Raw genomic sequence first — 23053 nt, 5'->3', positions numbered from 1 at the left:
CATATATTCGGAAAGTGGAAAGTTCCAAAATGCTAAAGGGCGGGGTCAGGAAAGAAAAAAACGGGTAAAAGTGGGGGGTGTTTTTACAAAACAGCCTCATAATGAGGCTGTTTTGTGTTATTGAGGGTGCAAGATTTAAAAAATAGATTTATTAAAGCTTAGCAACCTGAATATCAGGCGGTTTGCTGGTCATTCTGGTTCAACTGGTTGGAAAGACTTTTCCAACTCGATAAGAGCCTGGCTAAGCGGTTACGCCGTGGTCGGGCGTAATGTTTTAGCCGCTCGGTGGATGTGAGACCTAACATCGTGGCCACATCATCGGCTGGGATTAACATCTCATTCAAGGCTAAATCGGCAAATGTTTTGCGGGCTATTTTAGTGGATAAGCGTACCGGCAAACCCACATAGGCCGCAATCAGCTTTAAGGAATCATTTCGTTTCTGGTTCGATTTGACGGGCAAAGCCTCCAGGCTCTCCCCATACTTTTTTAATACAGCCACCCCTGGCTCTAGTAACTTAAGGAAAAACTCCTTTTTGGTTTTCTGGCGCTTACCGACTAACCAGTAGTCAGCTTTTAGATCCTTGTCAATTCTAAACAGCTTCGAGGTGTAATCATAATGGTGCATACCGGTGAAGCAGTTGAACACAAAGGCGTCACGTTCTTTATCCAAGGATTCAGCCGCTGCCGGGTGAAGTTCACCCGCTTTAGCCATCGCCAGGAAATCAAACGTAATCAGCCGCTGTAACTGCTCAACGGTTAAATGAGTCGTGTCGGGCTCTTCTTCGTTAGTCTCCACTCGGAAACTAGCCAGCGGATTCTTACTAATCATTTGCCGCTCGGCGGCTAATTTCATGGCCTGCTTAATGTACTTAAGATGCTTTTCGATGTGAGCGGAGCCAAATTTTTCCACATCGGCCAGATAAATGGCCACATCGTCCATGAAATCCTGATTTAAGGAGGTAGCTGGTAATTTATCCCGCTTAGTCGCCTTGACAAAATCGGAGATATTGGCGGCATAATTGGCCTGAATTTCCAACGTAGACTGTGTAACCTTGCCCAGCTTTTGCCGCTTTTCCTGTTGCTGATAATGGTAGGCACAAACTTCTAGTAATGTAAAAATAGTTCGGCGCTCGGAGATTGTTCCTACGCCTGCTCTACTTCGTTGTTTAGTTGAAAACGCATGTTTAATGAGTGAAATAGTCACTTCCTCATTTTCGCGCTCTAAATCCTCTATGAGTTTCTCAATCCGTTGTTTGTAGGTATTGAGTTTTTTATTTTGCTCCTGTGCCCAAATGGATTTTCCCTTAAATGCCTGGTTTTCGGGATCCCATTGAGATTTTTTGCAATCAATGTGAGTCGATCCAAACTCGTCACGGTCAGCATTATACGTGAATCGCATTTGGATAAAGCCTGGTGAATCGTCAATATTAGTGTCATCGGTGGATACTTGTTTCGTTTTAGTGGTGGGTACTAGTTTAAGATTGGTGGATTTGCGGAACCAGAAAAGAACGCACATTCTATTAATATGGTACATGGTAAGCGGGATGTGCACCCTCGTGCGACCGCTCTACCAAAATGATGCCTATGTAACCTGGGTGCTAAATGTAACCCGACGTGCAACCGGGTTAAAACCGCATAGAGATGCAGCCAAGGCGGGAAAAGTGCGTTTAAACGAAACGAGCCGCACTTTTTAGGGTGCGGCTCGGTGATAATCAGGTGGCTAAAAGAGGCCTCAGCAGAGAGAGAGGGATTCGAACCCCCGGACCTGTTACAGTCAGTGGTTTTCAAGACCACCGCAATCGACCACTCTGCCATCTCTCTTTCTGGGTGCAAATATACGAGCGTTTTGAGATTTGTCAACCCACTGCGGGCCATTTTCGGGCAAAAACCGTAGTTTTGCCATTATTCAATGAGCGAATGAATGAGGTAGTAACTGGGTGAATAGACCATATAGCACATTCGATCATTTACTAACTCATTCATTCACAATTCGCTAACATGGACGCTACTGAATCGCTACCCTCGCTTGAAACTGCCCGTAAATTGGGCTTGTTGCCAGAAGAATTTGATCGGATTGCCGAAATTTTAGGCCGTCGGCCCAATTTTACCGAACTGAGTATCTTCTCGGTGATGTGGTCAGAACATTGTTCCTATAAGAACTCCATCGTCTGGCTCAAAACACTCCCGCGTGACTCAGACCGGATGCTGGCCAAAGCCGGAGAAGAAAATGCGGGTCTGGTTGATATTGGCGATGGATTGGCTTGCTCATTCAAGATCGAGTCGCATAACCACCCATCGGCGCTGGAACCTTACCAGGGCGCGGCTACCGGCGTTGGCGGGATCAACCGCGATATTTTCACGATGGGCGCCCGTCCTATTGCACAACTAAACTCGCTCCGTTTCGGAGATCTGTCGCTGGCAAAAACCAAACGGCTGCTGCGTGGCGTAGTAAAAGGTATCGGCGATTATGGTAATGCCTTTGGTATTCCGACGGTGGGAGGTGAGCTGTTCTTCGATGAATGCTACAACACAAACCCGCTTGTCAATGCGTTCTCTGCGGGGATTGTTGAAGTAGGCAAATCTGCGAAAGCGACGTCGTATGGTGTTGGTAATCCAGTATTTATCGTAGGATCGGCCACGGGGAAAGATGGTATTCACGGCGCAACGTTCGCGTCGGAAGACATTTCAGCAGCTTCGACCGATAAATTGCCGGCTGTGCAGGTGGGTGATCCATTCATGGAAAAACTACTGCTCGAAGCTACGCTCGAAATCATCGAAACGGGCTATGTGATCGGTATTCAGGATATGGGCGCGGCTGGTATCATCTGCTCAACCTCCGAAATGAGCGCAAAGGGTGAGCACGGTATGATCATCGACCTCGACAAAGTACCGACCCGCCAGCCTAACATGGCTCCGTTCGAGATTCTACTGTCGGAATCACAGGAGCGAATGCTGGTCGTCATTGAAAAAGGAAAAGAGCATATCATTCAGGGTATTTTCGATAAATGGGACTTGAACTGCGCCCAGATTGGTGAAGTAACTCCAAAAGGTGAAAACGACCTCGGCCGTCTGCATTTCTATCGCTACGGCGAACTGGTGGCCGACGTTCCTGCGTATGACCTTGTGTTAGGTGGGGGAGCGCCCCAGTATCACCGCGAATACAAAGAACCCGCCTACATTAAAGAGTTTGCCAAATTCAAGATCGCGGACGTGGATGATATTGAAACCGACGAGATCAAAAAGGTCGCCGTACACTTGCTGTCGCATCCAAATATCTGTTCGCGCAAGTGGGTCTATGAGCAATATGATTCCACTGTCGGGACGGCGAACCGTAGCACGAATGCGCCCTCCGATGCGGCCGTCGTTCGAGTGAAAGGTCCCGGCCTACCCGCCACCGACAAGTCGATTGTCATTACCGTCGATTGCAACAGCCGTTACGTGAATGCCAATCCGCGTCAGGGAGCCATGATTGCCGTTGCCGAAGCCTGCCGTAACATCGTTTGCTCAGGTGGTGAGCCACTGGCTGTTACGAACAACCTGAACTTCGGGAATCCGTACGTACCGGAAGTCTACTGGCAGTTTGTCGAAGCGGTACAGGGTATGGGCGAAGCCTGTCTTCGGTTCAGCACACCCGTTACGGGCGGAAATGTCAGTTTCTACAACCAAAGCTCCGATGACGGTCCAGTGTTCCCAACGCCTACGATTGGCATGTTGGGACTGATGGAAAAACCCGATCACCGTATGACGCTCAACTTCAAAAACGAAGGCGATCTAATCTATCTTGTTGGCCCATCGGAAGATGATATTTCTTCGTCGGAGTATCTGTATTCATATCAGGGCATCAAAGCATCACCCGCTCCGTCATTCGATTTTGAAACCGAATGGCGTACGCAGGAGGGTATTAAAACAATGATTCGTCACGGCTGGCTTCAGTCGGCACACGATGTATCAGACGGTGGTCTGTTCGTAACGCTGGCCGAATCGGCGATGGCAGGTAATACTGGTTTTCAGATTCACCCTGATACCCGGCACCGTACCGATGCGTTCCTGTTTGGAGAAAGTCAGAGCCGGGTCGTTATTTCGATTTCGCCCGAGCAGCAACAACATGTAGAAGGTTATCTGAACGATAGTGTAATTCCCTTCCTGCTGTTAGGCACTGTGACTGCCGACAATTTTGTAATCGACGAAACGCCGATTCTAACGCTTGCCGATGCAAAGGGCTTGTACGACAATGCGTTGAGTGTAATAATGAAATAGGAATTGATATTGAGACGATTGATCTAGCCGCTTTACTAAAATACCCCCCACCCCCTGAAGAGGGTGGGGGGTATTAACTTCTACTACTAATGCCTTACGACCTAGCCGCTCTCACGCGCGAAATAGCTGCCATTGCTACCGATGCGGGTGCATTTCTTTTACAGGAACGAAGCCGATTTCAACGCGAATCCATTGAATACAAAGGCCTGAATAATCTGGTTTCGTACGTCGATAAAGAAACCGAAAAACAACTAGTGGCTAAACTAAGCCAGTTGTTGCCCGAAGCAGGCTTCATTACCGAAGAAGGCACAACCGGGCAGGAGGCTGATAAAGAGGCCCTCAACTGGGTTATCGACCCGCTCGATGGTACCGCTAATTTTATCCATAGCCTACCCGTGTTCTCGGTTAGCATCGGGCTGGCGCAAGGGAAAACACCCATTGCCGGAGTGGTCTACGATCCTAATCGTGACGAGTGCTTTTCGGCCTGGCAGGGTGGAGGGGCGTATTGTAATGGGAACAAGATTTCGGTTTCGCCCGCTACGCAGTTAGGTGAGAGCCTGATTGCTACGGGGTTTCCCTATTATCACTTCGATCAGATGCAGAAATACCTGCGCATTCTGGAATCGTTGATGACCCAAACGCACGGTCTGCGCCGAATGGGCTCTGCGGCTATCGACCTGGCTTACGTAGCCTGCGGGCGGTTTGAGGCTTTTTATGAATACAACCTTAACTCCTGGGATATGGCCGCCGGTGTACTACTCATTCAGGAAGCTGGTGGCATCGTAACCGATTTTGATGGGGGCGACGAGTTTCTGTTCCGGGGCGATGTGCTTGCCGGTTGCGGGGTTCATCCTGAGGTGATAAAGGTTATTCAGGAGTTTTGGAAGTAATAGGAATTCGTTGCTACTGGACTAGCCATATTCTGAAAATCGGATGATTCGACTAGTCCGAAAGTAAGCAATATTTGTATCAACAAATGTGCTAACTAGTAACCGCCAGCCCCTATAAGATGCAGGATATTGATACGCTCCGTTACCCGATTGGTGATTTTGTATACGGCCAATCGTTCTCTACCGATGATACCAAACAACATATTGCGATTATTGACGCATTACCTGTCAAACTAACTGAACTGGTGGGTAAGTGGGGAGACGATCGGCTCGATACACCTTATCGGCCCGGCGGCTGGACAATTCGGCAGCTTGTTCATCATATAGCCGATAGCCATATGAACGCTTACGTTCGTACAAAGCTGGCTCTGACCGAATCGAACCCGACCATCAGTCCATACGAAGAGGGCGAATGGGCTAAACTACCGGACTCTAAACTTGATATTGCACCATCCCTGGTTCTGCTCCGGAGTTTGCATTTACGTTGGGTAACAATTCTGGAATCACTAACGGAAACCGATTTACAACGGACGTACTATCATCCTGGTAGTCAACGCACATTTGCTGTGCAGGAAGTAATTGCCCTCTACGCCTGGCATAGTGAACATCATTACCAACACGCCTATCGACTAGCCGAACGGAACGGTTGGGAGTGAAAAAATGTATGCTATATGATATAGGATGTATGATTCTTGCACGACGACATACATCCTATATCAATATAGCATACATACTCATGCAAGAGCTCATCATTTTTCTCGTTTTTGCGGCTGCGCTGGCCTATTTGGGTCGGCGGGTGTACCAAAGCTTTTCGAAAAAACAGGCTGGCTGTGGTAAAGGATGTGGGTGTGCGACAGACGTCAAATCCAAGCGGTTGGCTACCGAAAAGTGAATATGATTATTGTCAGCTAACATTTTAGTATTCCGATGGTTCTTGTAGCAATGAATGCTCAACGGATCATCGGTTTTTTCGTTTTACTGACCATAGTAATTGGGTTCGATGGGTGTAAACGTGTGCGGCCCGAAGCGCCTGCCGCAGAAGCATTCGAACCACCCGTAACAGATCCGGTATCGTATATGGCCGGGAAACTTACGTTCAATATCCGTGATCTGGAACGTAAGGTAAACAAGGGGCTGTCTACTACATTGGTTTCCGAACAAACGTTTGAGGGGAGAAAAGGAGAAGCCTGGCGACTGCGGGTAGAACGCACCGGCCCTGTGCAGATTCGGTATGAGAACCGACGGGTATTCTTTTCGGCTCCATTGCAGGTCTGGTATAGTAATCCAATTGGCCTTCGTAAGAGTGGAAATCGGAAGAGCCGTCCCTTATGCGCACTGGCTGTTAATTTCACCAGCCCTGTTGGCGTAGGACCAAACTGGCGTTTACAAACGAAAGCCAGATTTGAAGATTATCATTGGACACAGGAGCCCAAGGTTCAATTGCTGGGCATAAAAATTAGTATCAAAAAGATCGCTGAAACAATTCTTGATAAACGGAAGGCCGATATTGAGCAGGCTATTGATCATGCTGTTCATAAGGGGCTACGTCTTGACAAGGAGGTGAGCAAAATCTGGCGGGATATGCAAAAGCCGCTACGGATTGCGAAAGTACCTGAAAACATATGGTTAGTGCCGAAACCATTTAGTATTGCAGCCGCCCCCGTTTACGGTGATACGAAACAAATTACTGTTCCCATTCAAATTGCTTTTCGGGTCGATACGCGCTTAGGGCCCAAACCGACGGGTGATAGCCTGGAACGACTACCCCGACTCTTACGACGGCAGGAAGTGCCGGAAGCTTCCCGATTGGAGGTTCTGGCCTTTATTCCCTATGCCGATGTGAGCCAGGTATTGGCCCGGACACTGGAAAAAGAGAAACTAAGCCTGATGGGCGGTAACATCACGATTAAAAACACAAGTATATACGGGAGCGGTAAGAAGCTGATCTTGAAAGCCGATGTGGGTGGAACGGTTCATGGAACGCTCTATTTTCATGGCAACCCCACCTACGATACACTGACCAATACGTTGCGGATTCAGAATGTAGATTTCGATGTCGATACGAAAGAGCGCCTGTTCTCCACCGCCGACTGGCTACTGCATGATCACTTGCGCGATACCATTCAGGCCGCTATGGTAGTTCCCCTGCGACAACCAATTTCGACAATACCCCAAAAAATAGAAACGGCTTTTGCCAAGGCGAAAGTTGGCCAGAAAACGGCTCTCGATATTGATACCTTCAAACTGGTGCCCCAGCGAATTGTTGTTCAACCGAAAGGAATCCAGATCCTGATTAAAGTACAGTCTAAAGTAGCGGTGAAGGTGAAGCGGTTTTAGAGTAGTTAGACTGCTTAAACAATTGGTTTCCAGCGCCACAAATACCGGCTTGCTGTTGTGCGATGCGGCCGCCAGGCAGCAGCGATTTCGTGCAATACTTTATATAACGGCTTGCCCGTCAGACCGCTGGTTTGTTCAGAATAGGCCAGAATCATCCGTTGCCGAATGACCAGATCATCAATGGGGAAGATATCGGGTCGGTCAAGTACGAACATGAGCAACATCTCGACCGTCCATCGACCCACACCTTTGATGGGAAGCAAATATTGAACGATTTCTTCATCGGTCATTACATCAAGGTGCGCACGGTCAATTAGATTATTGAGCGAGAATTCCGCAACGCTTTGTAAGTATTTGATTTTTTGGAATGATAATCCCGCACTCCGCAATTCGTCAGTGGTTTTCAATAGTAACGCATTGGCTTCGGGGTAATTATCAGGAAATAAATTTCGAAAACGGGCAAAAATAGCATCGGCAGCTTTTACCGAAATCTGCTGAGAGACAATGCTTTCGAGTAGAGCCAGGTACACATCGCCAGCATAATCGTTGAAAATTTTAGGGGAGGCCGTCTCGCTAATCAGGCGAGCCATAATTGGGTCCTTTGCCAGGTGGACAAGGGCTGTATCGGTAGGTTGCATAGTATGTTGTTCAGTAAACAAAGTTAGTGCAGATACGGCTTGGAGAGGTATTTCATTACGCTTTAGATTGCTTTTCTGACAGTTCGGTTGGGCTACGCTTTTGCATCCCCCGCTGTTATGGCATATTTACATCGGATGGAAAAACTGAACGACCGATGGTTACGTCTGGTTGGCGTACCGCTTATTTCAATCGTCTCGAATTTTATATTTTTTCAACCCGACAACGATGCCCGGCACATCAGTCGCTGGGTAGCGCTCGGGGTAAGCCTGATTGAGTGCGTCCTGATCTGGGAGGTGGCTCGCTTTGGTATTATCTGGGCGCGCCAGCGTTATCCCCGCCTGAACCAGACACGGACGCGCATAATGATGCAGGTTTCCTGGTTCATAAGTACGACGATTGTCCAGCGAATAGCCATCGTTTACACGTATGATGTAACCCAGTTCTGGGGATACCCACTAACTGAACGTGCGTATTGGGTCAATACGCTGGTTCCTTTCTTGTTTGTGGTTCCACTGACATTGATCTACGAGGCTCTTTATTTATATCGGCAGTGGTGGGCTACGTATTACGAAGCGGAACAGCTTAAGAAAGAGGCCCTTCAAAGTCAGCTCGATTCGTTGAAAGCGCAGATTAATCCCCATTTTTTGTTCAACAGCCTGAGTACATTGTCATCACTGGTAAGCGAAAATCCAAAACAGGCGGAGAAGTTTATCGAAGAACTGGCGTCGGTGTATCGGTATGTGTTGCAAACCAATGAGCAATTGCTGACGTCGTTGGCCAGCGAACTCCAGTTTATTCGAGCGTATTTTCATCTGCTACAAATGCGGTTTGGACGAAGCGTCGAATTGGAGATTACAGTCGATGAGTCGCAGCTTGCTTTTTTAATACCACCGCTTACGTTGCAGTTACTGGTCGAAAATGCGGTGAAGCACAATGTTGCTTTACCTAGCAAACCCTTAGTCATTCGAATTTATACCGACTCGTCCAATCGCCTTATTGTCAGCAATACACTACGCCCGAAGCACACGATCGTGCCGTCAAATCGAACCGGACTGGCCAATATCACCGCTAAATATCGGTTACTTGGTCAGCCCGACGTGGTTATTAACCAGTCGGACAATTGCTTTCAGGTGATGGTGCCGCTTATTCAGGAAACCCGCTATGACTATTCTCATCATTGAAGACGAAGAACCTACCGCCCGAAAACTTCAGCGCTTACTGGTCGATATAGAACCTACGGCTCAGGTTGTTGGCACGATGGTTAGTGTCGAAGAGTCGGTAAACTGGTTGCAGACGAACCCACAACCGGATCTGATATTTATGGATATTGAACTCGCCGATGGGCAGAGTTTCGATATTTTCAATCAGGTACTCGTAAAAAGCCCGGTTATTTTCACAACAGCTTACGACGAATATGCCATTAAAGCCTTCAGGGTCAACAGTATCGACTACTTGCTCAAGCCCATTAAAGAAGATGACTTGCGGCAGGCACTGACCAAGCTACAAGGGCTTAAGGAAGTACTGATGCGAGGAGCAGGGAGCGCGGTGCAGGGGGAAGGAGTGCAGGGAGCAGGGAGCTTGGGGCATGGAGTCTATACGCTGGAAGCATCGCTGGCCAATTTACTTCTGCATCTACAAACGTCCCACCAGATCAGCCCTTTACCCCCAGCTCCGAGCCCCTTGCTCCCGGCTACTTTCAAAGACCGATTTCTGATTAAGCAGGGGCAGCGGTTGTTTTCAGTCAGCGTTGAGGAAGTTGCTTATTTTTTCACGCGTAACAAGATGTCGTTCCTGAAAACTCGGGATGACCATGAGTGGCTGATCGATTACACGCTCGATGAATTGGCACAAATGCTTGAGCCCAGTCGGTTTTTTCGGCTTAACCGTCAGGTGATTACTGAATTGAGAGCGGTGGATAAAGTACACCTGTATTTCAACGGGAAGCTGAAGATAAATCTGCAACCCGCTTTTGAAGAAGAAGTCGTCGTGAGTCGGGAAAAGGCAGGCGATTTGAAGCGTTGGTTGGGTGAGTAAAATCGACGGTTCAGCGTCAAAAGCCTACTTTTCGGTATGGGATTCATTTCAGCCGCGATTTCTTAACGCCAGTTTTGCTTCGTTAAAAAAAGCAACTACTAATGAAATCACTCATAATTACCACCTTCCTCGCTGTTCTGCTACACCTACCGCTTGCGGGACAGTCCTTGACACCAGACCAACTTCAGGCCGATTTTTCACGTTTCCGTACGGCGCTCAACGAAGTTCACCCAGAAATGTATCGCTACACGCCGAAGCCGGTTTTCGATTCACTTTTTGAGGCAACGGCCGCCCGACTAAATCGCTCCATGAGCCAGCATGAGTTTTATGTGATGATGACTCCGCTGCTGGTTGCCCTGCGTGATGGGCATATCAAATGGATTGTTTCGGGGCGGGATGAACATTACCCGTTTTTTACGGATAAACTGTTTCCGCTAAAACTTTATTTCCTGGGAGAAAAGGCCTGGATGATGGACAATTATAGTACGTCGCCAGTGCCAATTGGAGCAGAGATAAAGGCGATCAATGGGAAGCCAATGCATCAGATTATTCAAACGCTACTGCCCATGATGACGTTTGCCGATGGAAATGGGATTGGCGGTAAGCTGGAAGATCTGAATCACTATTTTTCAGGCTATTACGCCACGTTTATTGACGCTCCAACCGCATTTGACGTAGTCTGTCAGGTCGGCAGCGAAACAAAGACTATAACGGTTTCGCCCGTAACGGACCAAACGATTAAGGCGTATGTTGAGGCTCATAAACCCACACCGCAAAAGCCATTTCGGCTAACGTTCATGGATACGCAAACCGCTGTAATGACCATCGAGCGGTTTATGGGCAACAAAAAAGAACAGGATTACAAGCAGTTTCTACACGACTCTTTCCAGGAAATCAAGGCTAAAAACGTCCAGCATCTGGTACTCGATTTGCGAGATAATGAAGGCGGAGAGGAATCTTGGGGCATTCTGTTATACAGTTACTTAGCGCGACAGCCGTTCCGTTACTATGACCACATCAGCGTACATCAGAAAAAGAAATATTCATTTCCTGCCTGGACATCGAAGCTATACAGAATGCTGAAAGGATTAGCTGTAAAGAAACACGGAAATGCTTATGCGCTAGCTTGGCATAAAGGACTGCGCAATACGAAACCTAAACCAGAAGCTTATCAGGGAAAGCTCTACGTGTTGCTCAACGGAACTAGTTTCTCGGTCACCACCGAATTAGCTGCCCGTATTCATGCCGACAAGCGCGCTGTCTTTATCGGGCAGGAGAGTGGCGGAGGTTACCGGGTAAACAGCAGCGGTATTTTTACGATTACGCAATTGCCGAATAGCAAAATTGATCTCGGCATCGGTATGTTCGGCTTCAATATGGCCAATGTAGCCGAACATGCCGACCGGGGCATCATTCCCGATTACCTCGTCGAACCTACCGCTGACGATATGCTGAATCATCGCGACCGGATCATGGAGTACACCCTAAAGCTGATCCAGTCGCAAAAGACGGCGTTGACGAAAGGAGAATAAAATCTATACTACTCGTTTTTGTATTTTGTTTGCAAGCGTCGGACCACATCGCTTGCCAGTTCATCACGCATACTGTCGTAAAGTTGCCAGCGCGAAGGAGGGAACGCGCTGGCGCTTTTCAGCGACTGGCCGTTCAGGGCGCGATCGTCACCACTGAAAGTCTGCCATTCGGTTTGCCAGGTTCGGCTTTCCCAAATGGGCTCTTCCCACAATACGGCACCCGTTTGTGTGTCAATTGCCCGCATGCGTAGATCCAGCCCCGCGTGAATTTCGCGTCGATAAGTTGTCAGCGTACCGTGTACCTTTTCCTTAATATCAACCTTGGTCGAGTCATTGATTTTCTTTTCGCCGACTTTGTATTCCTGGGTGCTATAAACCGTTGTAGACGACGAGGAATTGTTTTCGCGAAAAGGGGAATAACTCGTCACAATCATCTGGATGGCTTGATGGATCGTGAAGCCTTCGCCCGCCGATTCTTCGGGTGGGTACAGGCGCACAAACTGGGAAGGAGCTGCATTTCGCCCAAGTTGATTCAGGATTAATTGCTGTAATTCCAGATTTTCGCGGGGGCTAATTTCCAGTGTTGGACTCAACGGTTCGACCACCACCCGGAGAATTGCGAAGGGGAGAGCGTCGGCAGCTTTGGCTCGCGCCTGTTGATAATCGGGCACCCACTCGTCGGCTTTACGATAATTCAGAAAAGCGTCTTTAGCCGCTAGTCGATTTTGTTGTCGATAGGTAAATGCCTGTTCAGCAATTTCGTAGCGATCAGCGGCAGCCAGTTCTCGGGTGTCGTGCAGTCGATCCTGATAAGACGCTGGATACGAATTTAGCCATTCGGTGCAATCATTGCACGTTCCGGCCTTCGCAAATCCACGGCGGGCATTGTCGGTAAGCGTTTGGAGTTGCTCATATTCCCGATACACCGCTTCCCATCGAAAAGGCTCGCTGGTAGTGGGAGCCGACAATCGGCGGATAGTAGTCTGATGCTGTTCATAGGCCTGTACGAATGCCTGCTCCAGCACCTGAGCCGCAGTTGTGTGACCACGTTTGCTCAGGCCCGGTCGTTGCTGAAGCCGCTTCGAGGCTTTCTGAACAGCAAGGTCGAATTTATTTCGATGAAGCGCCGTTTTTCCACTGCTACAGGCGGTCAGTAAAACGGCAGTTGTCAACAAGGGCAGGATGGAGCGGAACATAGCGTTAAAATACGATTTTCTGAACTTTTGACAACGCGCCGTGTAGTTGGTTTATCTTTGATTCCAAAACGGAGTTGTCCGTTGGATTGCCTATCCGGTAAATTATGTCGAAACACCGACGGTATCGTTCAGCCGAAAAAACGCTCGGCACCTCGCCCGGTACGCTCACGTACGTAGGTGAAGAAATTGAACACGCCACAAAAATTAAGCGCATTGAATTCAATGCCACCGATTACCGTATCGACGACAGCAGTAAACTAAGCGCCTGTCGGCTGCCCGGACTCGAAACGCCCTATATCAATTGGATTGATGTCGACGGGATTCATGAGCCCCAAGTCGTAGCGGCCCTAGGTCAGCAATACCATCTACACCCCTTATTGCTCGAAGATGTGCTCAATACGGAGCAGAAACCCAAAATCGATATCTACGACGGAACGTCCCCCGGCAATGGGAATGGAGTTGCTAAATCGACCGGGCCAGTGGTGTTTGTTACCCTCAAAATGCTGCATCACAATCGGCAGCGTCAGGAAATAGATATCGAACATATCAGCTTGGTTTTGGGCAGGAATTACCTAATCTCGTTTCAGGAAGAGCGGACTAAGGATATTTTCGAGCCGGTGATCGAACGCATCAAAGCGTCTTCGGGAAAGACACGCCGAAATGGGGCCGATTATCTGATGTATGCGCTGATGGACGTAATCGTGGACCATTATTTCCTGATTACGGAGCGTATTGGCGATAAGATGGATGAACTGGAAGAGCAAATTGTGGAAGAGCGAGCGACTCAACAGACGCTGGCTGTTCTATATAAACTCAAGCGTGAACTATCGTTTATTCGGCGCACGGTTTACCCAGTGCGCGACATTATCAATACGCTACTTCGCGAAGAATCAGATGTGATTCAGCACAACACGCTTCCGTATCTGCGCGATCTGGCCGACCACACCAATCAGGTTATTGAAACGTTGGACTCATATCGAGAACTTATTTCCGGGCTGATGGACGTCTATTATTCTATCGTGAGTAATCGGATGAACTCGGTCATGAAAACGCTCACTATATTTTCGGCTATTTTCATGCCGCTGACGTTCATTGTGGGCGTATATGGCATGAATTTTAAACACATGCCTGAGTTGGACACAACCTATGGTTATTATGTTGTTTGGGGGACGATGGTTCTCGTGACAGTGGGAATGATCGTGTACTTCCGACGGCGGGGATGGATGTAAAGTATTTTACGATGAAAACAAAGAATTTTCAATTAATTAACCACCAGTGGTTTACAGATTCCCGACAGGTAACAGGAGCTGCCTCCGACGCGCAACTGGCAGATGCCGTTTTTTTTGCCATACAGGGCGAGCATCATGACGGACACGACTTTATTGGTGAGTTATATAAAAAAGGTATCCGTCAATTTGTCGTGGAACGGTCGGCACTAACTCCCGATCGTCGAACTGAATTGATGCACTATGCCGATGCAACGTTCATTGAGGTAGACAGCAGCCTGCAAACGCTGCAAACATTGGCTGCCGAACAACGGCGAACGGTTCATATTCCGATTATTGGCATTACGGGAAGCAACGGCAAAACCATTGTAAAAGAATGGCTGGCTCAACTGCTTGAGGGTGGACAGGTGTTCCCTGATTTTATAATCGCCAAAAGCCCCAAGAGCTACAACTCGCAGTTAGGAGTTCCGTTATCGGTTCACCAGCTTAATGAAAGTCATACGCTGGGGATCTTTGAAGCAGGGATTTCCAAAGTGCACGAGATGCAGGAACTGGAAACCATAATCCGACCGACAATTGGCATTTTTACCAATATTGGTACTGCCCACGATGAAGGATTTCGGACCCGTAAGCAAAAAATCGCGGAGAAGCTTCGCTTGTTTATCCACGCTGATACGCTCATTTACTGCGCTGACTATACCGACATTGACGAAGAAGCCCGCTTATTGCTTAAGGCCGTTAACCCGAATATACAGTTTGTAACCTGGTCGCTGAAAGGTCGGCAGGCAACCTATCAGGGTGTTATACAAGATGATAAACTAACATTGACCAACTCAGACGGTAGTTCTATTGAGCTGAAACTGCCTTTTTTCGACCGGGCATCGGTCGAAAATCTGCTTCATTGCCTGGTAACAATGCTAACCCTGCAACCCTGGCCTAAAGAGACACTTCAGAGTCGGCTGAATCGGCTGCGCCCTGTTTCGATGCGCCTGGAGCAGAAGGAAGGCATCAATAACAGCGTGCTCATCGACGATTCGTATAACAATGATGTTGCGGGGTTGCAATTGGCGCTTAGCTTCCTGAATCAGCAAAGTACACGATCGCGTCGGGTCGTTATTCTATCCGATGTATTGCAATCGGGGCAACCCGAAAACGATCTGTATGAGCAGGTCGGGGATCTCATTCGAGCTAATGACGTTGGGCAGTTTGTTGGTATTGGCCCTATCGTGAGTCAGAATGCCCACTTTTTTGCCGACAACAGTTTATTCTACACAACCACCGATGCGTTTTTAGCCCAGTTCCCCTTTAATGAACTTCGCGATAGCACTGTCCTGGTGAAAGGGGCAAGGCCGTTCTCATTCGAACGGATTGTCGCTCGACTGGAGCGGAAAGTTCATGGTACGGTGCTCGAAATTAACCTGGATGCTCTGACCCACAACCTGAACTATTATCGCGAAAAAGTTGGCTCGGACACCAAACTGATGGTTATGGTGAAGGCATTTGCTTATGGCAGCGGCAGCGCAGAGGTAGCCCAACTGCTTCAATTTCACCGGGTCGATTACCTGGCTGTTGCGTATGCCGATGAAGGAATATCGCTCCGGCAAAATGGGATCGACCTGCCCGTCATGGTCATGAATCCGGCTCCCGAAACATTTGACGCTTTGCTGGCCTATAATCTGGAGCCGGAAATCTACAGCATGCGGATTTTGCGGGAGTGGGGAGAGTTTGTGCAGGAAGCGTGGAGCAAGGGGCAAGGAGCCGGGAGTTTGGAGCCGGGTTTATCTTCTGACATTCTACCCCGCGCTCCCCGCCCCATTCACCTAAAAATAGATACGGGCATGCATCGACTGGGATTTCTGGAAACGGAACTCTCTGAAGTAGCATCTTACCTGAAAAACCACCCGAACCTGCATGTTGCTACGGTGTTCAGTCATTTAGCGGGTTCTGACGATGCGCAATTCAATGCGTTTTCGAAGCAACAGTACGAGACTTTTCTGCGAAGTACGGCTGTGCTCGAAGCAGCTTTAGGCTATCGACCGACACGCCATTTGCTCAATTCTGCCGGCATTGTGCGGTTTCCTGAGTATAAGCTCGATATGGTTCGTCTGGGTATTGGGCTCTATGGAGTCGAAGCCAGTGGTATTAACCAGTCGGCTTTACAGACCGTCGGCACGCTTCGGACGGTAGTTAGTCAGATTAAAACGGTTCGGGCAGGGGAGTCGATTGGGTATAGTCGGCGAGGTGTTCTTGATCATGAAGCCCGCATTGCTACCCTGGCGATTGGGTATGCCGATGGCTACGACCGCCGATTGGGCAATAGTATTGGCCACGTATGGGTAAACGGAACACGCTGCCCAACCGTAGGAAATATTTGCATGGACATGACCATGATCGATGTTACGTCGGCTATGGTTTCCGAAGGCGATGAGGTACTAATTTTTGGCCCGGAATTGCCCATCACTGAACTGGCTAAACAGATGCAAACAATTCCTTACGAAATTCTGACAGGCGTCAGCGATCGGGTAAAGCGAGTGTTTTTCAAGGAGGGAAACTAACCTGGCTGAACAACCATTTTGCAATACAGTACTAAATAGTATCTAAAGCCCTTAAATGGGCTTTTTTTATACATTTTACTACTAGTTTATTAAGTAATAGTAGTGGGGTATTGAGTGAATATTGGTGCCTTCGTTGTATCTCAAAGTCATTAATACTACCTAAAAGGCTTATAGGGGTGCGAAATTATTTAACACTTTTAAACACTTTCGCATACTATTGGTCATAACACGCTATTTGGTATGCCTTCATCAATCCGCATAAAACGCATTTGTGAGTACTGTGGGAAAGAATTTGAAGCCCGATTGTTCTTGAGCAAAATTTACCCGCTCTGGGTTAGGATATTTTATCCCTAAGTAACCGATTCCTGCCAAGAACTCAACCGATCGTCTAGGTCTACCCAGTACACCGCCTAGGTAGAAGGTGGCTGTGGTGAAGTGAGGAATGTAGGAACTGCCAAAAGGATACATAAAGGCAAGCCGAGAGTTAGAAGCAGCAATGCGCTGGTAATTGAGTGAGTACAACGAAGGGCCACCAGTTAGCTCAAGGTAGACTGCGTTTTGATTGCTCTCTTTCCAAGTAGTTCCTGAATATTGAATAGTCGGACAGCTTGGGCGTTTGTAGAAGTTGCCCAGCAAAAAAGTAAAAGAAGGAGCAAGGTAGATTTCATGGAAGAAGGGTAGAGTATTTTCATTTGATACTGATAAAGAGGCTGTTATGCAGATTAATATTTCAAAAAAGCAGCATAAATTATACAGTATATAAGTCCCTATCAATCACACGTTCTGCTCACCCAACAGGATACATAAAGACGAAAAAAGCTCTTCCTTCCTCTACTACTTAATTGGCCTTATCTCTCTTGGTGCGATTAATCTATAACATACTGCCATTTGAAACCACTGTGGGAGGGGGAGGAGTACGGAACAAAGCTACGTGGGGGGATGATGAGTCGAGTATATCTTAAAAAGAGGGTTAAATGAGAATAGTTAGTGATCACCAGCATTATGTGTCTGCCCATAACAAACGTTGAAACGAATTAAACCGGCTGTAATCCGTTCCGTCTCCTTCAGCTAGGGCAACTATAGCTATTGTAGGTTCGTGCTTTTGTATTAATTTTTGTCAGGAGAATGATGCGGTGAAACAAGTTGATTGATCAGCGTCACTTGCCTTGTGGTAATTTTCCATTCATCATTTTGCTTTATAAAAACATCGGTTTTCCAGCTGTAATCGGTATCACCCTTTTTATACTGACGAAACGGAAGGGCAAAATCCTTCCTGGCAACTTCTGTTACTTCCGTATACACAATGGCTACAACAGGCGTTAGAAATCGGATAGTTTTAACGTCAACTTTCGTCAAAATAGGTTCTAAACAACAAGCGCTAAGCTCTTTGAGATGGGCAACTATTTCCCGTCTTCCTTTCCAAAACTGGCCAACGGGGTTTATTAATATCCCATCGTCTGTAAATGAACTGCCCAGGGCGTCCCAATCCTGTTTATTGCGGGCCTCCCCTTGTTGTTGAATGACTTTTTTAATAGCCAGTTCCGCCTTCGGATCATGTTGGGCAAACAGTGTAGTGCCAAGTAAGGCGAATACAGAAAGTAAGATTGATTGTTTCATAATAAATAAATGTTTATTACAAAACTACCGGCATACCCTCCCTGGCTAATAGTACAAATACGACGTTTTATAGCTAATGATAGATATCTCGCATAATTAAAAATGGCTGCTTTTCAAAAGCACTTGAAATCTCGGTTGGATTCGTACCCGCAAACACGTTAAAATCCCGGATTAAATGCATTTGGTCAAAATAATTGCATTCATAAGCTACCTGGGTCCAGGTCATAGCCGGATTGTGTTCTTTGAGCAACCACGCCCTGCCAAACCGAACCAACCGGCTGTAGAATTTTGGGGAAACGCCCATTCGATCTTTAAACGCTCGTTCAAACTGGCGGTTACTCAGACAGGCTTTCTTGACTAGGTCATCAATTTTAACCGAGCCACCATACTTTATTATTTCAGGAATTACATAATCAATAGAAAAAGGTCTTTTAATTTTAGTGAGTTGACGGAACATGAATTCTTCCACGATAGCTTTCATCACCTCAAAGTCAGCGGCATTCGCTAACGCATCCAGCACATAGTTAGCGGATCTTCCAAATACGGCTTCCCCATCATAGTCTAGCTGAATCATCCGCTGCATAGGTTCTCTGAGCAACCGATGGAGAACGCCCGGCTGAAAGCCGATTTTTATGATAAGATGATTATGTCCAAGCGACAGAATAGTACGTTCTGTTTGGGGTCCGGCAATAGTACAGGCATAGAGTGTTTTAACTTGTTTAGTAAATGCATTTTCGACAATGGGTCTGTCATAAGGGAAAAAGTAGATGGAATGTCCGGGCAATGGCGGATTTGGAAAACTTAACTTGGCCTGTAAATCAGTGGTAACATTCGAGCTAATAAAGATATGATTGACAAGCTGTCGAAGGGCCGGATGAGGGGCAAAGAATACCTGTTTATTGATCATGCTAGTGAATCATAAGTCTATAGGCAATTTTAATCCCACTCTAAATTTACTAAATTCTGAGATTTCAGAAACTGAACCTTTTTGACTGGTGCTGTTTTTCGTGACTGGTCAATTTATTGAGTGAACTATATCAGTACTCCCATTTAAAGAGTGTTAATTGAGACTTGCCCTTGATATGCTCTGTAATTCTGTCGGTGGATGTCCAAATTGCTTTTTGAAAGCATAAGAAAAGTGCGATAAGGTTTCAAAACCTAATTCTAAATAAATATCAGATGGGCGTTTGTTCTTTTGCATGATAAGAAAATGAGCTTGTTCCAACCTGCGTTTTTGCAACCATTTTTCGGGTGTTAAATTGAAAATTTTCACAAAGTCACGCTTAAATGTTGAAAGACTTCTCCCTGTCAGTTTCGCAAATTGTGTTAGAGGAACGTTGTATGGAAAATATCTATTCATATACGCTTCTAAATCTATTTTGCGTGGCTCGCTGAAGTCGAACAGGAAGTTTTTCAATGCAGGATTGCGGAGTAACAATGTAATGACTTCAGTAGTTTTTGCCTGCTCTAAAATCGGTGTCAGCTTTTCGGGCTGATCAAAGTACGGCATTAGCGAGTCAAAATACCCTTTCATAAAAGCATCATTTTCCAATACCAGAATAGGTTCTCCGCTATAAACTCCACTTGCTTTTACGTCATATTCCAAACTATATTCTTTTAATGTTTTTTGCTCTAAAAAAACTGTAATTGTTGCGTATGGTTTTTCTCCGTCTGGTTTCTTTATTGCTTTCATTAATTGATTTCTTCTAACCAAACATAATGAACCTGACGGATAATCTACGACTCCTTTGTCTGTAAAGTGATGTGCGCTTCCCGAAGTGATAATACCAATGAAATGTTCATACACAAATGGATCATGCCCAAAATGTGTTTCGCCTTCACAAGCATACAGTATAATATTGTTATTATTTTGCTCTTGTTGCATAACGATTTTTTTTTGGCATCGTAAATTTGCTTTCGTGTTAACAACAATGATTATGCTGCTAACCGAAGAATGCTTACAATAGTACTGTATTTAGTTTGTCGCATTTTTGTTAACACTGATTACCTCAAATATCATTTAAAATGGTCTAATATATGGTCTGCTTGCTAAAGGTGAAAATGGCCACGGGATAGATGTAAGGATTGCAAGAAGTCCTATTGTAAACCAAATAGCCATTGTCTTGAATTTTTCGGTGTCTTTGCTTTTATTTTTTATTTTAACAGACCCAATCGAAATGATTGTAAGTGCAATGATCATCAATAACACATGCTCTAATCCAAAAAAACGCATTTCCCCAACTTTGACGGCGATCTTGTAATTATGCGAAAAGTAGTCAGTGATTGGACTGATAAAATACAAATAAAGCCCAACAACAACTTGGATATTTACAATTGATACAGTAATGCGTCTAACCCTGTCGTCAAATTTTGAAAACGATTTACGTAAAGACCAGCCGGTATAAGCACGGTAAATTATAAAGAGCAAGCTCATCAGAACGAACCAACGAACCAGGGAATGAATTGCCAAAATTGTAGGATACATATTTTTTATTTTTTAGTGAAACTACATTTTCATTACATAATTTCTTTGGATTTCGACAGTCATTACTGCTTTGAACTTGAAGGCTGATATTATTTTTTTAAGTTTACTATTTTGTTTGGCTTATTATTAACCTCTCCAGCATTTTGTCAGACAAAATACTTCGTAAGAATAACAACATTTTTGCCATAGAGCCACCTGCGTATCGTGTTTTGGGCTTGTTTGCTTCAATTCCTTCTTTAATCAATCTTGCAATTACAATAGGTTCAGAGTTATTATTTTCTGTTTGTTTATAACTTTTTTCTGCCCCTTTAACCATTTCTTTATATGCAGAGCTTCCCGAAACACGAACCAAACTTTCCATAGCGATGTCGCCCCATTCTGATTTTATTCCGCCCGGTTCAATAACAATTACATCTATACCAAATGGTTTTACTTCCATTCGCATAGAGTCACTCAATGCTTCAATCGCGAACTTACTGGCATGGTACCAACCGCCCAATGGTAAAGCAATTTTTCCACCAACAGAAGAAATATTTACGATTTTACCATAGTTGTTTTGTCGCATTTTCGGTAACACTAATTGAGTTAAACGCATTGCTCCAAACACGTTTACTTCCATTTGGTATTTTGCGTCCTTTATTGTTACGTCTTCAATAGCACCTTCCGAACCGAAACCTGCATTGTTTACCAGTATGTCAATGCTTCCTGTTTCTTTAAAAATCTGTTCAACACAAGCCGTAATACTTTCATCTTTTGTCACGTCCAGCGTGATAGGTTTAATGCCGTAATCTTTGAGGTCCCGCATTTTTTCTATCCTGCGTGCTGCACCATAAACATCGTAGCCGTTTTGTGCTAAATAAATTGCTGTAGCTTTGCCTATTCCAGCGGAAGCCCCAGTAACCAAAACTATCTTTGCCATAACTGTTGATTTTTTTCTGGCAAAAGTAAGTTACCGTCTACTTACGTAAGTTGCGTGAAACGTCCAAATTGCTGTCGTGAAACGCTCAAAATGTCTTACTTTTTCGGAAGCTGCTGATACAATTCACAAGTATTGATTACTGCTGTTGATTTCAGTGTACCCTAAAACGCCCGTTTTTCTAAGAAGATTGCTTTACCTACATTGTCATTGACAATTTGAACTAGCTGTTGTCTCAAATTGCCATCTCACTAATCAATGTCTCATTTGCACAGCATCGCTTGAGTTAGTGAGGCTTTATTTGATTTCGTACTTTTCTTCTTAAAGTACGAAAACCGGCACCCATTTTACCCTAATTTCCTGCCTTAAGCTTCATAGGTGGGCATTTTTAGCCAGCTTTATGTTCGTATTTCCTAGAATAGTACGAAAATGAAAATATCCTATCTTAAATAAAGGTCGAATGACCCTATCCAAACCGTTAATCTAAGTAATCCAGCAATTTTTTAGGCTTTCTTTACTCCGTTCAGCTTCTACCTCATCTGGTATTTTAAAGCCTTCCCAAACCTCCTCTCGAACCAGAAATACCTAAAGGACTGGCAGGGGCTTTTATCTGCTGCATGTGGGTTAAGAAAGTGGCTGACGGCCCAAACTGGGTAAAATCGGCAGAGGACTACTATAAAGGCTGAACGTTTTGTACAAAATGATCAACCACTTGTATTTGCCAAATGCAAAATCGCTACTCCTTTCCAAAGCGAATACGAGCACCTAAACAAGGACCATTGCCAGGTGGAATAAAATTATAATCTATGGTCTGGTTTGAATAAATGTATAAAGTATTATAGCCGCAATCTGTGGTGGTAGGCGGAGTTAAATACACATAATAAATTACCGTTCCGTCCGTGTGGGTTTTACTGACAACTACTGCTTTGGGATAAAACAAATCCTTGCCAGGCGAGTACTTGCCATTTGCTGTTGCCTGGATGCTGACTTGTACCGTGTCGCCGGATGCGGGTTTAATGACTAACGAAACCGTTTGTCCATTAATGGGATAGGAAACAGGAGACGATACTTCCTCAAACGAGTTGGCCTTATAGGTGCCAATGATGGGCTCAATGGGTGCGTGGTCGCTAGCGGGATAAGGTTGAGGAATGGATTGGGTTACTATCGGAGGAACCGTTGTGTTCAGCTGAGAATCTTGCTTACAGGCAAAAACGCCAGCGGAAACGCTCAGAGCCAAGGCCAATCGAACCCATTGATTAAGGTAAGTCATAGCGTATATAACATTGCGATCTGACTATAAACTACTGAACACAAGCCTTATGTTATGGTAACTCCTGTTTTTAATTCTTCATTAATCTTCGGGTGTTA

The 23053-nt window shown here is 45.9% G+C and carries 19 protein-coding genes and 1 tRNA gene; 10 read left to right on the top strand and 10 right to left on the bottom strand.

The annotated features are described in order from the left end of the window. Positions 1-173: 173 nt before the first annotated feature. Positions 174-1535, bottom strand: a complete 1362-nt coding sequence (locus tag GO755_RS39265) for a phage integrase SAM-like domain-containing protein (protein WP_157590917.1) — start codon at positions 1533-1535, stop codon at positions 174-176. Positions 1536-1737: 202 nt separating this feature from the next. After that, positions 1738-1822 (bottom strand) — tRNA-Ser (locus GO755_RS39260). 177 nt (positions 1823-1999) lie between these two features. Between GO755_RS39260 and purL the strand changes: the two genes are divergently transcribed. The 5 genes from purL to GO755_RS39235 all read left to right on the top strand — a co-directional run bounded on the left by purL (position 2000) and on the right by GO755_RS39235 (position 7485). Beyond that, complete coding sequence (purL, locus tag GO755_RS39255) at positions 2000-4258, top strand: phosphoribosylformylglycinamidine synthase subunit PurL (protein WP_157590916.1); 2259 nt, start codon at positions 2000-2002, stop codon at positions 4256-4258. 89 nt (positions 4259-4347) lie between these two features. Beyond that, a complete protein-coding gene (locus GO755_RS39250) occupies positions 4348-5148 on the top strand; it encodes an inositol monophosphatase family protein (RefSeq protein ID WP_157590915.1) in 801 nt (266 codons plus the stop codon). Positions 5149-5267: 119 nt separating this feature from the next. After that, complete coding sequence (locus GO755_RS39245; protein ID WP_157590914.1) at positions 5268-5804, top strand: YfiT family bacillithiol transferase; 537 nt, start codon at positions 5268-5270, stop codon at positions 5802-5804. 80 nt (positions 5805-5884) lie between these two features. Beyond that, complete coding sequence (locus GO755_RS39240; protein WP_157590913.1) at positions 5885-6040, top strand: FeoB-associated Cys-rich membrane protein; 156 nt, start codon at positions 5885-5887, stop codon at positions 6038-6040. A gap of 35 nt (positions 6041-6075) precedes the next feature. Beyond that, entirely contained in the window at positions 6076-7485 is a 1410-nt protein-coding gene (locus GO755_RS39235; protein WP_317166047.1) for a DUF4403 family protein, read from the top strand. A 14-nt stretch (positions 7486-7499) separates the two neighbouring features. Here GO755_RS39235 and GO755_RS39230 read toward each other — a convergent pair whose 3' ends face one another. Next, the gene (locus GO755_RS39230) at positions 7500-8123 is read right to left on the bottom strand and encodes a DNA-3-methyladenine glycosylase family protein (RefSeq protein WP_157590912.1); all 624 of its coding nucleotides are present in this window, start codon (positions 8121-8123) and stop codon (positions 7500-7502) included. 117 nt (positions 8124-8240) lie between these two features. Between GO755_RS39230 and GO755_RS39225 the strand changes: the two genes are divergently transcribed. From GO755_RS39225 to GO755_RS39215, 3 genes are all read left to right on the top strand, one after another. Further along, positions 8241-9305 (top strand): sensor histidine kinase, encoded by a 1065-nt coding sequence (locus tag GO755_RS39225; protein WP_227687277.1) that lies wholly within the window; start codon positions 8241-8243, stop codon positions 9303-9305. Continuing rightward, positions 9286-10158 (top strand): LytR/AlgR family response regulator transcription factor, encoded by an 873-nt coding sequence (locus GO755_RS39220; RefSeq protein ID WP_157590911.1) that lies wholly within the window; start codon positions 9286-9288, stop codon positions 10156-10158. Before GO755_RS39225 ends, GO755_RS39220 begins: the two co-directional genes overlap by 20 nt. Before the next feature lie 101 nt (positions 10159-10259). Further along, positions 10260-11690, top strand: a complete 1431-nt coding sequence (locus GO755_RS39215) for a S41 family peptidase (protein ID WP_157590910.1) — start codon at positions 10260-10262, stop codon at positions 11688-11690. Positions 11691-11698: 8 nt separating this feature from the next. Here the strand turns inward: GO755_RS39215 and GO755_RS39210 are convergent, their stop codons facing one another. Next, positions 11699-12886, bottom strand: coding sequence for a hypothetical protein (locus GO755_RS39210; protein ID WP_157590909.1), 1188 nt, complete (start codon positions 12884-12886; stop codon positions 11699-11701). Between the two features lie 104 nt (positions 12887-12990). On the opposite strand from GO755_RS39210, the gene corA reads away from it, so the two are divergent. Both corA and GO755_RS39200 read left to right on the top strand, forming a co-directional pair. Then, positions 12991-14115, top strand: a complete 1125-nt coding sequence (gene corA, locus GO755_RS39205) for a magnesium/cobalt transporter CorA (RefSeq protein ID WP_157590908.1) — start codon at positions 12991-12993, stop codon at positions 14113-14115. Positions 14116-14126: 11 nt separating this feature from the next. Beyond that, on the top strand, positions 14127-16667 hold the full coding sequence (locus GO755_RS39200) for a bifunctional UDP-N-acetylmuramoyl-tripeptide:D-alanyl-D-alanine ligase/alanine racemase (RefSeq protein WP_157590907.1): 2541 nt from the start codon (positions 14127-14129) through the stop codon (positions 16665-16667). A gap of 1107 nt (positions 16668-17774) precedes the next feature. Here GO755_RS39200 and GO755_RS39195 read toward each other — a convergent pair. The 6 genes from GO755_RS39195 to GO755_RS39170 form a co-directional block, all read right to left on the bottom strand. Next, positions 17775-18284 (bottom strand): SgcJ/EcaC family oxidoreductase, encoded by a 510-nt coding sequence (locus GO755_RS39195; RefSeq protein ID WP_157590906.1) that lies wholly within the window; start codon positions 18282-18284, stop codon positions 17775-17777. 73 nt (positions 18285-18357) lie between these two features. Then, positions 18358-19191 carry a helix-turn-helix domain-containing protein gene (locus GO755_RS39190; RefSeq protein ID WP_157590905.1) on the bottom strand — a complete coding sequence of 278 codons (834 nt, stop codon included), beginning with the start codon at positions 19189-19191 and terminating at the stop codon, positions 18358-18360. Positions 19192-19344: 153 nt separating this feature from the next. After that, the gene (locus GO755_RS39185; protein ID WP_157590904.1) at positions 19345-20169 is read right to left on the bottom strand and encodes a helix-turn-helix domain-containing protein; all 825 of its coding nucleotides are present in this window, start codon (positions 20167-20169) and stop codon (positions 19345-19347) included. A 135-nt stretch (positions 20170-20304) separates the two neighbouring features. Further along, on the bottom strand, positions 20305-20769 hold the full coding sequence (locus tag GO755_RS39180) for a hypothetical protein (protein WP_157590903.1): 465 nt from the start codon (positions 20767-20769) through the stop codon (positions 20305-20307). A 106-nt stretch (positions 20770-20875) separates the two neighbouring features. Next, positions 20876-21688: an oxidoreductase gene (locus GO755_RS39175; RefSeq protein ID WP_157590902.1), complete on the bottom strand. Its 813-nt coding sequence runs from the start codon at positions 21686-21688 to the stop codon at positions 20876-20878. A gap of 733 nt (positions 21689-22421) precedes the next feature. Further along, complete coding sequence (locus tag GO755_RS39170) at positions 22422-22955, bottom strand: hypothetical protein (RefSeq protein ID WP_157590901.1); 534 nt, start codon at positions 22953-22955, stop codon at positions 22422-22424. Positions 22956-23053: the final 98 nt, after the last annotated feature.

This window comes from Spirosoma arboris (genome assembly GCF_009754945.1).
GTDB lineage: Bacteria > Bacteroidota > Bacteroidia > Cytophagales > Spirosomataceae > Spirosoma > Spirosoma arboris.
The sequence above is the reverse complement of the archived record's forward strand: the minus strand, read 5'-3'. Positions and strand labels throughout refer to the sequence as shown.